This window comes from Escherichia albertii NBRC 107761 = DSM 17582 (assembly GCF_000759775.1).
GTDB classification, from domain to species: Bacteria; Pseudomonadota; Gammaproteobacteria; order Enterobacterales; family Enterobacteriaceae; genus Escherichia; species Escherichia albertii.
The window spans coordinates 1-13,151 of sequence record NZ_BBMY01000134.1 but is presented as its reverse complement, the minus strand read 5'-3'; the positions used below and the strand labels follow the sequence as shown (position 1 = coordinate 13,151).

Genomic DNA, 13,151 nt, shown 5'->3' with positions numbered 1-13,151 from the left:
ACAAAAAAACGGAGCACAACGGCTCCGTTTTTCATTCGAAAGGAATTAATTGAGAAGACCGGGAAAAATCCCCTTTATGCCTGTGACGATAAATTCAATACCCAACGCCATCAACAACAACCCCATAATACGCGTAATCACGTTGATACCTGTCTGACGCAAAACCCGAACCAGCCACGGCGCCATACGAAATAATCCCCAGCAACATAGAGCGAACAGCGCTATTGCCACAAAGAAACCAAACAAATAGCTAATGCTGTGATAACGAGTCCCCCAAACAATGGTTGAGCTGATCGCTCCCGGCCCCGCCATTAAGGGCAGCGCCAATGGCACCACGCCAATGTTCTCCCGGATCGCTGTTTCTGATTTTTCTTGCTTGTTCTGTTTGTCCTCGCCGAGCTTACCGCTGATCATCGACATCGCAATTGTCACGACCAAGATGCCGCCGGCGATGCGGAACGAATCAATCGAAATACCAAAAAGCTGCAGAATCGTGTCGCCAAGAAAAAGCGATATCCACAGAATAATCGCTACCGACAGGTTGGCCGTCAAATTGGTTTTGTTTCGCGCCGCCGCCGTCTGATAGCTGGTCATACTAATAAATACAGGGATAATCCCTACCGGGTTGACCAGCGCAAATAACCCGATGAAAAACTTAAAGTAAACGGGAAAATCAAAAAGGGTCTGAATCACGGTTAGCTCCGAAGCGAAAGCCGGATAATGTTAGCCATAAAAAAGGGTAAAAATACGCGCTGACAATACGCCTTTTGACAGCATTTTTCACCTCCTAACTACTTAAAATTGCTATCATTCATTATTGTTATCTAGTTGTGCAAAACATGCTAATGTAGCCAACAATAAATACTACAATTTATTAACTGTTAGCTATTATGGCTAAAAGCGGAGCTGAAAGGTGTCAGCTTTGCGGAAATTTGATTTAGATCACGTAATAAGTACCCAGAAGTGAGTAATCTTGCGTACGCCACCTGGAAGTGACGCATTAGAGATGAATGTCTCTAATGTTTAAACTCTTTTAGTAAATCACAGTGAGTGTGAGCGCGAGTAAGCTTTTGATTTTCATCAGTTAAGCAAATCATCATCGCACTGACTATACTCTCGTATTCGAGCAGATGATTTACTAAAAAAGTTTAACATTATCAGGAGAGCATTATGGCCGTTACTAATGTCGCTGAACTTAACGCACTCGTAGAGCGTGTAAAAAAAGCCCAGCGTGAATATGCCAGTTTCACTCAAGAGCAAGTAGACAAAATCTTCCGTGCCGCCGCTCTGGCTGCTGCAGATGCTCGAATCCCACTCGCGAAAATGGCTGTTGCCGAATCCGGCATGGGTATTGTTGAAGATAAAGTGATTAAAAACCACTTCGCTTCTGAATATATCTACAACGCCTATAAAGATGAAAAAACCTGCGGTGTTCTGTCTGAAGACGACACTTTCGGTACTATCACCATCGCTGAACCCATCGGTATTATCTGCGGTATCGTTCCGACCACTAACCCAACTTCAACCGCTATCTTCAAATCGCTGATCAGCCTGAAGACTCGTAACGCCATTATCTTCTCCCCGCACCCGCGTGCAAAAGATGCCACCAACAAAGCGGCTGATATCGTTTTGCAGGCTGCTATCGCTGCCGGCGCGCCGAAAGATCTGATCGGCTGGATCGATCAACCTTCCGTTGAACTGTCCAATGCGCTGATGCACCACCCAGATATCAACCTGATCCTCGCGACCGGTGGTCCTGGCATGGTTAAAGCAGCATACAGCTCCGGTAAACCAGCAATCGGCGTAGGCGCAGGTAACACTCCGGTTGTTATCGATGAAACCGCTGATATCAAACGTGCTGTTGCATCCGTACTGATGTCCAAAACCTTCGACAACGGCGTAATCTGTGCTTCTGAACAGTCTGTTGTTGTTGTTGATTCTGTCTATGACGCAGTGCGTGAACGTTTTGCAACTCACGGCGGCTACATTTTACAGGGCAAAGAGCTGAAAGCGGTTCAGGACGTTATCCTGAAAAACGGCGCGCTGAATGCGGCTATCGTTGGTCAGCCAGCATATAAAATTGCTGAACTGGCAGGCTTCTCTGTACCAGAAAACACCAAGATTCTGATTGGTGAAGTGACCGTTGTTGATGAAAGCGAACCGTTCGCACATGAAAAACTGTCCCCAACGCTGGCAATGTACCGTGCGAAAGATTTCGAAGACGCAGTAGAGAAAGCAGAGAAACTGGTTGCTATGGGCGGTATCGGTCATACCTCTTGCCTGTACACCGACCAGGATAACCAGCCGGCACGCGTTGCCTACTTCGGTCAGAAAATGAAAACTGCCCGTATCCTGATCAACACCCCAGCTTCTCAGGGTGGTATCGGTGACCTGTATAACTTCAAACTCGCACCTTCCCTGACTCTGGGTTGTGGTTCCTGGGGTGGTAACTCCATCTCTGAAAACGTTGGTCCAAAACACCTGATCAACAAGAAAACCGTTGCTAAGCGAGCTGAAAACATGTTGTGGCATAAACTTCCGAAATCTATCTACTTCCGCCGTGGCTCTCTGCCAATCGCGCTGGATGAAGTGATTACTGATGGCCACAAACGTGCGCTCATCGTGACTGACCGCTTCCTGTTCAACAACGGTTATGCTGACCAGATCACTTCCGTACTGAAAGCGGCTGGCGTTGAAACTGAAGTCTTCTTCGAAGTAGAAGCTGACCCAACCCTGAGCATCGTGCGTAAAGGCGCAGAGCTGGCGAACTCCTTCAAACCAGACGTAATTATCGCGCTGGGTGGTGGTTCCCCGATGGACGCCGCGAAGATTATGTGGGTTATGTACGAGCATCCTGAAACTCACTTCGAAGAACTGGCGCTGCGCTTTATGGATATCCGTAAACGTATCTACAAGTTCCCGAAAATGGGTGTGAAAGCGAAAATGATCGCCGTCACTACCACTTCCGGTACTGGTTCTGAAGTAACTCCATTTGCCGTTGTAACTGACGACGCAACGGGTCAGAAATATCCGCTGGCAGACTATGCACTGACCCCGGATATGGCAATTGTTGATGCCAACCTGGTTATGGATATGCCGAAGTCTCTGTGTGCTTTCGGTGGTCTGGACGCAGTAACCCACGCCATGGAAGCTTATGTTTCTGTACTGGCTTCTGAGTTCTCTGATGGTCAGGCGCTGCAGGCTCTGAAACTGCTGAAAGAATATCTGCCAGCGTCTTACCACGAAGGGTCTAAAAACCCGGTAGCACGTGAGCGTGTTCACAGTGCGGCAACTATCGCGGGTATCGCGTTCGCGAACGCCTTCCTGGGTGTATGTCACTCAATGGCGCACAAACTGGGCTCCCAGTTCCACATTCCGCACGGTCTGGCGAACGCCCTGCTGATTTGTAACGTCATTCGCTACAATGCGAACGATAACCCGACCAAACAGACTGCATTCAGTCAGTACGACCGTCCGCAAGCACGCCGTCGTTATGCTGAAATTGCAGACCATCTGGGTCTGAGCGCACCGGGCGACCGTACCGCTGCTAAGATCGAGAAACTGCTGGCATGGCTGGAAACGCTGAAAGCTGAACTGGGTATTCCGAAATCTATCCGTGAAGCTGGCGTTCAGGAAGCGGACTTCCTGGCTAACGTTGATAAACTGTCTGAAGATGCATTCGATGATCAGTGCACCGGCGCTAACCCGCGTTACCCGCTGATCTCCGAGCTGAAACAGATCCTGCTGGATACCTACTATGGTCGTGATTATGTAGAAGGTGCAACAGTAGCCAAAGAAGCAGCTCCGGCTAAAGCTGAGAAAAAAGCGAAAAAATCTGCTTAATCAGTAACACTGTAAAGCATTACAAACGGCCCTTTTGGGCCGTTTTTCATTTCTGGCATACGCTACATCGTTGGGCCATTCAAAAGCAAAAGATCAGACAGCATTAGCATCCATCATGTCTGAGAAGATAAATAAAGCCCATTTATAGCAATATCCTGCAACTCCCCCTGATTCGTCGGTAACCAGGTTTCGTAACGCTAAAAGCACTCAGTATCGTTTTTGGGAGTGATTAAGCGGGGTAAACGGATTGAGTTTCGGAAGAAGTTAGTAGAACAGGCTGGCAGGATAAGAGCGCCTCATTTACCCTGCCAGTAATGAGGAGTTAATTAGGCGTGACGATGATTTTCCTGAATAGCCGTCAAAGAGCCAATGTTTAGCGCCTCTTTATAATGTTTTCGACATACTGACACGTAACGCTCATTACCACCAATAACGACCTGCTCGCCTTCGTTATATGGTCTTCCCTCCTGATCGAGTCGCAACACCATGCTCGCTTTGCGGCCACAAAAACAGATAGTTTTTAATTCAACCAGTTTGTCAGACCAGGCCAGTAAGTATTGACTGCCAGTAAATAATTCACCGCGGAAATCAGTACGTAAGCCATAACAAAGTACGGGTATATCAAGTTGATCGACAACCTCCGATAATTCATATACTTGTTGTCTGGTTAAAAACTGGCATTCATCAACCAGAACACAATGAATTGCCTGCCGCTCATGTTCAGCACGAATCTCATTAAATAATGATGAATTTTGGTTAAATAGTTTTGCAGGTGATGACAATCCTATACGCGAGCTGATTTTTCCTGCCCCAAAACGGTCATCAATTTCCGCCGTATATACGACAGTACGCATGCCGCGTTCCTGATAATTGTATGAAGATTGCAACAATGCCGTAGACTTACCCGCGTTCATTGCGGAATAGTAAAAATATAGCTGTGCCATCAGCCACAGACCCTCAACGATATGAAATAAAGTTGGCGGGAGTTTATCATAATTCGTCAGTTTTACAGATCAACAGTGCGCACAGAAGTGGTATATACATCATCCTTTAAGAAGGCTGGCATAATCCTTCGGAGCTATCATTACGGCGTTTCCTCTTGTTATAAACGCGTAAATGACTCCAGGTAACTATTCACAATCTTTAACCTGTTGCGCAAGTAATAGCTCCCCATAGAGTTCCCGGATACAGCAAAACGAAATCCCTGCGCTTATTGTGACTGCTCTACTTTTCAGCTTTCGCTTAATAGGCGATTTTTGTAAACACGACTAATACAGAAGACCGAACAGCAGTCAATGGATGTTAATGCCCCATAAAATGTGACATGAATCAGGAAGTTTAAACCTGAGATGATGCGTAATCGCCAGGACAAATAGGGCTTTATGCCGCATGTTTTCTGACTAATTTTAAGATGAGATATTAATTGCAGGCACAAAATAAAGAACAATTTTGAATTCATTACATTCCTGGCTATTGCACAACTGAATTTAAGGCTCTATTATTACCTCAACAAACCACCCCAATATAAGTTTGAGATTACTACAATGAGCGAAGCACTTAAAATTCTGAACAACATCCGTACTCTTCGTGCACAGGCAAGAGAATGTACGCTTGAAACGCTGGAAGAAATGCTGGAAAAATTAGAAGTCGTTGTTAACGAGCGTCGCGAAGAAGAAAGCGCGGCGGCTGCTGAAGTTGAAGAACGTACTCGTAAACTGCAGCAATATCGTGAAATGCTGATCGCTGACGGTATTGACCCGAACGAACTGCTGAATAGCATGGCTGCTGTTAAATCTGGCACTAAAGCTAAACGTGCACAACGTCCGGCGAAATATAGCTACGTTGACGAAAACGGCGAAACTAAAACCTGGACCGGCCAGGGCCGTACTCCGGCAGTAATCAAAAAAGCAATGGACGAGCAAGGTAAATCTCTCGACGATTTCCTGATCCAGCAATAATCTTTTTTAGATTGCAACCGCTTAAAATCCCGCCATTGGCGGGATTTTTTATTGTCCGCTTTAAGACAATTCAATAAGAATAAACTATAAAAAAACGGCATCGATTGCTCAATGCCGTTACGTAAAATGCTGTAATGGGGTTACTTCTTAATGCCCATCTCTTCTTCAAGCCAGGCTTTAAATTCAGTACCCAGCGTATTATGCCGAATACCGTATTCGACAAAGGCTTGCATGTAACCTAATTTATTGCCGCAATCATGGCTCTTCCCTTTCATATGATAGGCTTCGACCGTTTCTTTTTCGATCAGCATATCAATTGCATCGGTGAGCTGAATTTCATCACCAGCTCCCGGAGGCGTTTTTGCCAGCAGAGGCCAGATTTGGGCGCTAAGGACATAACGACCAACAATAGCAAGATTAGACGGTGCCACATCTGCTTTCGGTTTTTCTACAACACCCACCATCGGCACGCTTTCACCCGGCGCTAAATCAACACCTTTGCAATCCACTACACCATAAGCAGTCACATCAGCAACGGGTTCTACCATAATCTGGCTATTCCCGGTTTCATCAAAGCGGCGAATCATCTCGGCAAGATTATCCTGCGACAAATCAGATTCATATTCATCCAGAATAACGTCAGGCAAAATAACAGCCACAGGTTCGTCGCCAACAACAGGATGCGCGCACAATACCGCATGTCCAAGACCTTTAGCCAGTCCCTGACGAACTTGCATAATAGTGACATGCGGGGGACAAATAGACTGAACTTCATCAAGCAACTGGCGTTTTACACGTTTTTCCAGCATGGCTTCCAGTTCAAAACTGGTATCGAAGTGGTTTTCAATAGAATTTTTAGACGAGTGGGTAACCAGCACTATTTCCGTAATGCCAGCAGCAATGCATTCGTTTACGACGTATTGAATTAATGGCTTATCGACAAGCGGCAGCATCTCTTTCGGGATAGCTTTAGTCGCCGGCAACATCCTGGTTCCTAATCCCGCTACGGGGATAACGGCTTTTCTGACTTTTGTATTAATGGCAGCCATTTAAATTCTCCTGGACTGTTCGAGTATTGAACGTGTTCATATATCTTTATCGTATTCGAGTATATCAGTACCGCAACTGAGCTAAGCCCTGAAATGAATACGAGTTAGCATAAATAAGACAAATACTTAAACGAATGGCGACGATAGTACCACCAGAGGTCAATAGCAGGTAAGGCATTTTTAAACAACCCATTCGTTTGCTCATTCTGCAGACAACATCAGTCGTAGCCGACCGCCCGTTCCCCAAATTTGGCATTGCCAGGCCTCACTGCGCTGGCTTAATTGATTCAGATAGGTGTTACCTAATGTTCCTAAAGGTACGCCGTTACTGATTTGCACCTGGTGTTCGCCCGTATTTAACGTTGCATTCAGCCCTGCGGAAACCAGAATGAGATTTTTCAGTTCCCGATGATAATAGCCGACTAATAGCGGAAACTGACCCGGTAGATTGGCCTGACGCAGTAAATGGTTTACCTGCTTCAATAACGCCCCCAACTCAGGCAATCGCTGATTTTGGTGCGTAAGTTGTTCCTGTAATAAGCCATTAAACAGTGCACGTAATAATAAGGCGGCAAGGACACCGTTATGCCCTGCACGAGTCACATCAAGACAATAAAACGCCAAATCATTGTCCGAAAGTGGTGCAATATCAAGCACCAGCCCCGGTTTATCTGCCGCGACAAGTTGGCGATAATTAACACGGCAATGGGAAATCACCTGCTGGACCGGCGGTTGTAATTCTTGCAGTAATTTCGCGGCAGCCGTGGGGTTATCAACCATGGCATCCCAGTCACGAAAAAGGCGTTCTTCTTCTTCAACTCTGGAATTAAACATACTGGGATAAAGGCAAGCAAAAACCATCTCGCGCAGGCGATTCAGATCTTTAACCGGTTTCAGCAAAACATCTTCCACTCCCAGACGTAACGCTCTGGCAATATCCGCCATATTTTCCGTTGCGGATATCACCAGAACAGGCGTTTGATCGCCCCGGCTGCGTATATGTTCCAGAAGTTTAAGACCATTCATTCTTGGCATCGCGATATCACATACCATCAGATCGGGCGTGAAATCACCTAACATTTCCAGGGCATCCACCCCATCAGATGCCAGTACTGTTGTTGCTCCCAAAGAGGAAAACCATGAATCCAGAAGCGAGCGAAAGACTGGCTCATCCTCAACAATGAGGATTTGTTTTCCGATCAATGGCTGCGTCATGTTCTCTCCCCTGACTGGCTTTTATCAATAGTGGCATGCTATTGCCATCAGTGCCTGTCAGAATTAACTTAAGTGTAGATAAAAAATCAGGTTAAACGTTGGTTCGCACCAGCGGTAAAAGCTCATCCATTTTCTTCTCAACCGCTTGTTGTCCCGCAGTGATGGCTGCATGTGCACGATGAAAATCGAGCGTAGAAATCTGTGGACAAACAGGTTGAATCAGTATGTCTGGCGGATCCCCCGCCATGCGATTTCTTTTCAGGCGATTCTCCAGCACCTGGATAGAGGTAGTCATAATCTCTGTTGCGGTTGGTGCTGTCATTGCCCGACGCGTCGTAATACTGCTTAATTTTTCTTTCAGACGCGCGTGCCACGGAAGAGAGTCTTCACTCTCGCCGTTATCTTCACTGACATTAAATGAAAGGAGATCTTGTTGCATTAAATGAGCATCGTGCTGAAGATCGACCGCAATCACGATATCAGCGCCCATCGCACGCGTGAGGGAAATAGGAATCGGATTAACAACAGCCCCATCAACCAGCCAGTAGCCGTTATGAGCGACAGGAGCCATCAGACCAGGAATACTGCATGATGCGCGAATCGCAAGATGGAGATCGCCCTCAGTAAACCATAATTCTCGCCCCGTACTTAAATTAGTGGCGACAGCAGCGAAGCGACGTGAGCAATTTTCGATCTCTGTTACGGGCATAATTTCGCGGTACTGATTAAATACGCGTTCACCGCGCAACAAACCACCACGCTGCCAGGAGAGATCCATCAACCGTAAAACATCCCAATAGCTAAAAGAGGTTACCCACTCTTCCAGCGCGGATAAGCGATCACATGCATAGGCTGCACCCACGAGTGAACCGATTGAACATCCTGCGACGATATCAATTTCAATGCCCATTTTTTTTAGCGCGTTAATGACGCCAATATGCGACCATCCTCGCGCGGCGCCAGATCCTAGCGCCAGCCCTATTTTTATCTTTCTCATTGTTCCTGAAGGCTTCCCCTAGAATGCAGCCGTAGCCACATCGCTACTGCTCGGTTAACATAATGCAACTCAGGCCGTTAATGCGCCGTTATTGTTTCCAGGGAGATTATTTGTGTCTCAGCTTTGTCCCTGTGGTAGTGCTGTCGAGTATAGCCTATGTTGCCACCCTTATGTGTCTGGTGAAAAGGTCGCACCTGATCCAGAACATCTCATGCGTTCGCGTTACTGCGCTTTTGTGATGCAGGACGCAGATTATTTAATTAAAACCTGGCATCCATCCTGTGGCGCGGCAGCGTTACGTGCCGAATTAATGGCTGGATTTGCGCATACCGAATGGCTGGGGTTAGCCGTATTTGAGCATTCATACCACGAAGGCGATAACGTGGGATATGTCAGTTTTGTCGCACGTTTTGCCGAGCGGGGTAAAAGCGGCGCAATCATTGAGCGCTCGCGATTTTTGAAAGAAAACGGTCAATGGTACTATATTGACGGTACACGTCCGCAATTTGGCCGCAACGACCCCTGCCCTTGTGGTTCAGGTAAAAAATTTAAAAAGTGCTGCGGCCAATAATGGTTGACAGTACGGTTAAGCAAACACTCTCAACAAGGTTTTTCCAGCAATGCATTCACTCCAACGAAAAGTTTTACGTACTATTTGCCCGGATCAAAAAGGTCTGATCGCGCGTATTACCAATATTTGCTACAAGCACGAGTTAAATATCGTGCAGAACAATGAATTTGTTGATCATCGTACCGGACGCTTTTTTATGCGTACGGAACTGGAAGGTATTTTTAATGACACCACGTTGTTAGCGGATCTCGATAGCGCACTGCCGGAAGGTTCCGTTCGGGAGCTGACTCCCGCCGGCCGTCGTCGAATTGTTATCCTGGTCACGAAAGAAGCGCATTGCCTTGGTGATTTGCTGATGAAAGCCAATTATGGCGGACTGGATGTGGAAATCGCGGCAGTTATTGGTAACCACGATACTTTACGCTCTTTGGTGGAACGTTTTGATATTCCGTTTGAACTGGTGAGTCATGAAGGATTAAGCCGCAACGAACACGATCAGAAGATGGCGGATGCTATCGACGCTTATCAACCTGACTACGTGGTGCTGGCGAAGTATATGCGTGTATTAACGCCGGAATTCGTGGCACGCTTCCCGAATAAAATTATCAATATTCACCATTCATTCCTGCCAGCATTTATCGGCGCACGTCCGTATCACCAGGCGTATGAGCGCGGCGTTAAGATCATTGGCGCCACGGCTCACTATGTGAATGATAATCTGGATGAAGGCCCAATCATTATGCAGGACGTTATTCACGTTGATCACACCTACACCGCTGAAGACATGATGCGCGCAGGTCGTGACGTCGAGAAAAACGTATTAAGCCGCGCGCTTTACCAGGTACTGGCACAGCGGGTCTTTGTTTACGGCAACCGGACGATTATTCTTTAATCACCAGCAAAAAGAACTGGTTGCCTTTAATCCGTTACGGATGAAAATTACGCAACCAGTTCATTTTTCTCAACGTAACACTTTACAGGGGCGTGTCATTTGATATGATGCGCCCCGCTTCCCGCTAAGGGAGCAGGCCAATAAAAGCATTACCCCGTGGTGGGGTTCCCGAGCGGCCAAAGGGAGCAGACTGTAAATCTGCCGTCACAGACTTCGAAGGTTCGAATCCTTCCCCCACCACCATTATTCATCACAGCGATGTGGTAACTTCGGTGAGATTGTTAAAGTTTGCACTCATCGGGGAAGGGTGAGAGCCTTCGATTAAGGTTCGACTCGAGCAAAAGCGAGAGAACGTTGCCGCAGGCAACGGCCCGAAGGGTGAGGAGCGAAGCGACGAATAATCCTTCCCCCACCACCATCTCAAGCATTATCTCAAAATTTGAATTACCCCTGGTGGGGTTCCCGAGCGGCCAAAGGGAGCAGACTGTAAATCTGCCGTCATCGACTTCGAAGGTTCGAATCCTTCCCCCACCACCATTACTTTCAAAAATCCCTGAACTCTCAAATAAATCCGTAATTGAATATTCCGTCTATGCGGGGAAGGACGAGAAACTTCGACCGGGGTTCGACTCGAGCGCCAGCGAGAGAGCGTTGCCGCAGGCAACGACCCGCAGGGCGAAGCGCGCAGCGCTGAGTCATCCTTCCCCCACCACCATTACTTGATTCCATTCTCACTCCTTCGGCTTTTCCCCCATTCGCCTTAAAAACTGCTGCTGTAGCCTCAACAAATCCGCTAACGTTAACAACCGATAATCCAGCCCTTGTTGCCGGGCGATACCTGCAATAATGCGACTTAACGCAGGGTAATGGCGATGATGCCAGTGAGGGAAAAGATGATGAGTAAGATGCAAATTAATCCCGCCCAGCCAGTAGCCAAGCCATGCTGGATGTGGCGTCCAGTCAAAGGTCGTGGAGAAAGTATGCGCCAGCCGCCCTTTCGCCATTTTGCCTGTATCAGGCGGTAATTGCGTATATCCCTTCGCCCAGTGCGTACCAATAATCAACATGACGAAGAGCAGTGAAGAGAGCATTTGACTTAGCAGATACGTCAGCAAAATGGTCATAAAGTTGAATACACCAGACAGCAGCCAAAAAGGTAGTATCAAACACATTGCTCCATGCGCCAGCTTACCGACTAAAAAATACCACCAGCCAGCAAAACCACGCAGAGACAGATGACGCGTTACCGGCGTAACGCCTGCGCGATCGAACCAGTCCACCACCCATATATACCAGGGAAAGGTGAGCGCCGCGACCAGCGGCCAGTAGCGATGTTGCTGACGCATAAACGGTCGCCACCGTTGCCACAGATTCTGGCGAAGAATGCCATTTTCTGCGGTGTCAGGATCGTAAAATTCAATATTAGTAAAGCCGTGATGAAAGCGAACATGGCGCACCCGCCAACAATCAGGATCAAGCCCCATCGGGAACGCAACCAATCGGTTAAGCCAGACATTGGCCTTTTTACCGCGCAGAAACGCATCGTGCGAAGCGTCGTGTACAACATTTACTGCCAGCAACATAGCGCAAAACATCATCGCCAGATACCACAATAAATACAGTCCCCACTGATGCTGAGACAACGCCAGTAAGTAACAGGAGAAACAAGCAATAACCAGCACCGCCATTTTGGTGAATGCCCAGCCGTCGGCATACCGATGATCGCCTGATTTCGCCAGATAAACTTTCGTATCGTTTTGCAGCTGTTTCACCAGCTGCGGCTCATCGGCAGGAAAAATGATTAACCTGTCGGGATTAAACAGGTTCATAGCGTTTCCTTAGCGGCTTACGGCCTATACCAGCCACAAATAACACGCAATGCACCAGCAAAACGCCCGCGACGCCCTTCCAGAGTAAAGTGCTCCATGAGCACATATAAAGAACAAAATAGAGTAGTGACAACGTCACAGAAACCCAAAGAATCATCCCCCAACGCTGCCCATCACTGATGCCGCCCAATGCCACCGACCCCACCACCAGCAACAAAAATAATACGACCTGTTCCCTGGTTATAAATTCAATAGCGTAGCCATATTGCTGAATATACCCAAGCACCAACATAAACAGCAGAATCACCCCGCCCCCAACGGCCCACGGTGAACTCTGATATTGGCGTTCAATAACCTGACCAAAAGAGCGTAAGCCTATTAAACGTAAAAAGGGCAAATTGCTTTCGCGCATCGGATTACATGACAAATGACTATTCTTCACACCGAAAGCAACACTGGCATAATCCGGTCCAGTGCTAAACGATCCGAAAAGTTTATCCCACCACAAAAAGGTACCGCCGTAATTAGTGTCTGCGTATTGCTTTTCATTCAGGTGATGAATCCGATGATGCGAAGGCGTGATCAGCACTTTCTCCAGCCAGCCCAGTTTCGGCGTTAGTACGCACGCCTAATGACAGGTTATAATGTTCCCCCTGATGATGCACCACATGTACCGCCCACAGCGGGCGCATTTCGTGATGCCAGCGATGCAGCCAGTAAAAGCCGAAATCCCACGCCAGCAGAGTAAATAGCCACAACAAAATCACCGGAGCATGATCAAAAATCCCAAAGCTGGG

The 13,151-nt window shown here is 47.4% G+C and carries 11 protein-coding genes, 2 tRNA genes, 2 other RNA genes and 1 pseudogene; 8 read left to right on the top strand and 8 right to left on the bottom strand.

Features of this window, described 5'->3' with window-relative positions:
- Nucleotides 1–45: 45 nt before the first annotated feature.
- Both ychE and EA14781_RS25490 read right to left on the bottom strand, forming a co-directional pair.
- Nucleotides 46–693 carry an NAAT family transporter YchE gene (ychE, locus tag EA14781_RS19040; RefSeq protein WP_000616768.1) on the bottom strand — a complete coding sequence of 216 codons (648 nt, stop codon included), beginning with the start codon at nt 691–693 and terminating at the stop codon, nt 46–48.
- Nucleotides 694–723: 30 nt separating this feature from the next.
- On the bottom strand, nt 724–777 hold the full coding sequence (locus tag EA14781_RS25490) for a hypothetical protein (RefSeq protein WP_212741659.1): 54 nt from the start codon (nt 775–777) through the stop codon (nt 724–726).
- Nucleotides 778–1,170: 393 nt separating this feature from the next.
- On the opposite strand from EA14781_RS25490, the gene adhE reads away from it, so the two are divergent.
- Nucleotides 1,171–3,843, top strand: coding sequence for a bifunctional acetaldehyde-CoA/alcohol dehydrogenase (adhE, locus tag EA14781_RS19035; protein ID WP_000301633.1), 2,673 nt, complete (start codon nt 1,171–1,173; stop codon nt 3,841–3,843).
- A 326-nt stretch (nt 3,844–4,169) separates the two neighbouring features.
- On the opposite strand, the gene tdk is transcribed toward adhE, so the two are convergent.
- Nucleotides 4,170–4,787, bottom strand: coding sequence for a thymidine kinase (gene tdk / locus EA14781_RS19030; RefSeq protein ID WP_002462085.1), 618 nt, complete (start codon nt 4,785–4,787; stop codon nt 4,170–4,172).
- Nucleotides 4,788–5,387: 600 nt separating this feature from the next.
- On the opposite strand from tdk, the gene hns reads away from it, so the two are divergent.
- The gene (gene hns / locus EA14781_RS19025; RefSeq protein WP_001287386.1) at nt 5,388–5,801 is read left to right on the top strand and encodes a histone-like nucleoid-structuring protein H-NS; all 414 of its coding nucleotides are present in this window, start codon (nt 5,388–5,390) and stop codon (nt 5,799–5,801) included.
- A gap of 140 nt (nt 5,802–5,941) precedes the next feature.
- Here hns and galU read toward each other — a convergent pair whose 3' ends face one another.
- The 3 genes from galU to rssA form a co-directional block, all read right to left on the bottom strand.
- Nucleotides 5,942–6,850, bottom strand: coding sequence for a UTP--glucose-1-phosphate uridylyltransferase GalU (galU, locus tag EA14781_RS19020; protein ID WP_000719005.1), 909 nt, complete (start codon nt 6,848–6,850; stop codon nt 5,942–5,944).
- Nucleotides 6,851–7,051: 201 nt separating this feature from the next.
- Nucleotides 7,052–8,065, bottom strand: coding sequence for a two-component system response regulator RssB (gene rssB, locus EA14781_RS19015; RefSeq protein WP_000193404.1), 1,014 nt, complete (start codon nt 8,063–8,065; stop codon nt 7,052–7,054).
- Between the two features lie 91 nt (nt 8,066–8,156).
- Nucleotides 8,157–9,062 carry a patatin-like phospholipase RssA gene (gene rssA / locus EA14781_RS19010; RefSeq protein ID WP_001226470.1) on the bottom strand — a complete coding sequence of 302 codons (906 nt, stop codon included), beginning with the start codon at nt 9,060–9,062 and terminating at the stop codon, nt 8,157–8,159.
- Nucleotides 9,063–9,174: 112 nt separating this feature from the next.
- On the opposite strand from rssA, the gene EA14781_RS19005 reads away from it, so the two are divergent.
- From EA14781_RS19005 to EA14781_RS22390, 6 genes are all read left to right on the top strand, one after another.
- A complete protein-coding gene (locus tag EA14781_RS19005) occupies nt 9,175–9,633 on the top strand; it encodes a YchJ family protein (RefSeq protein ID WP_042326249.1) in 459 nt (152 codons plus the stop codon).
- Nucleotides 9,634–9,682: 49 nt separating this feature from the next.
- Nucleotides 9,683–10,525 (top strand): formyltetrahydrofolate deformylase, encoded by an 843-nt coding sequence (gene purU / locus EA14781_RS19000; protein ID WP_000555864.1) that lies wholly within the window; start codon nt 9,683–9,685, stop codon nt 10,523–10,525.
- 158 nt (nt 10,526–10,683) lie between these two features.
- Nucleotides 10,684–10,768 (top strand) — tRNA-Tyr (locus EA14781_RS18995).
- A gap of 43 nt (nt 10,769–10,811) precedes the next feature.
- A non-coding RNA gene (locus EA14781_RS22395) (RtT sRNA) lies at nt 10,812–10,943 on the top strand.
- Nucleotides 10,944–10,977: 34 nt separating this feature from the next.
- Nucleotides 10,978–11,062: transfer RNA gene (locus EA14781_RS18990), tRNA-Tyr, on the top strand.
- 46 nt (nt 11,063–11,108) lie between these two features.
- Nucleotides 11,109–11,240, top strand: a non-coding RNA gene (locus EA14781_RS22390) — RtT sRNA.
- A 16-nt stretch (nt 11,241–11,256) separates the two neighbouring features.
- Here the strand turns inward: EA14781_RS22390 and EA14781_RS18985 are convergent.
- Both EA14781_RS18985 and EA14781_RS18980 read right to left on the bottom strand, forming a co-directional pair.
- Nucleotides 11,257–12,354 carry a fatty acid desaturase family protein gene (locus EA14781_RS18985; RefSeq protein ID WP_001048203.1) on the bottom strand — a complete coding sequence of 366 codons (1,098 nt, stop codon included), beginning with the start codon at nt 12,352–12,354 and terminating at the stop codon, nt 11,257–11,259.
- Nucleotides 12,341–13,151 (bottom strand): annotated as a pseudogene (locus EA14781_RS18980) (sterol desaturase family protein); the annotation flags it as partial. The pseudogene EA14781_RS18980 and the gene EA14781_RS18985, both read right to left, overlap by 14 nt.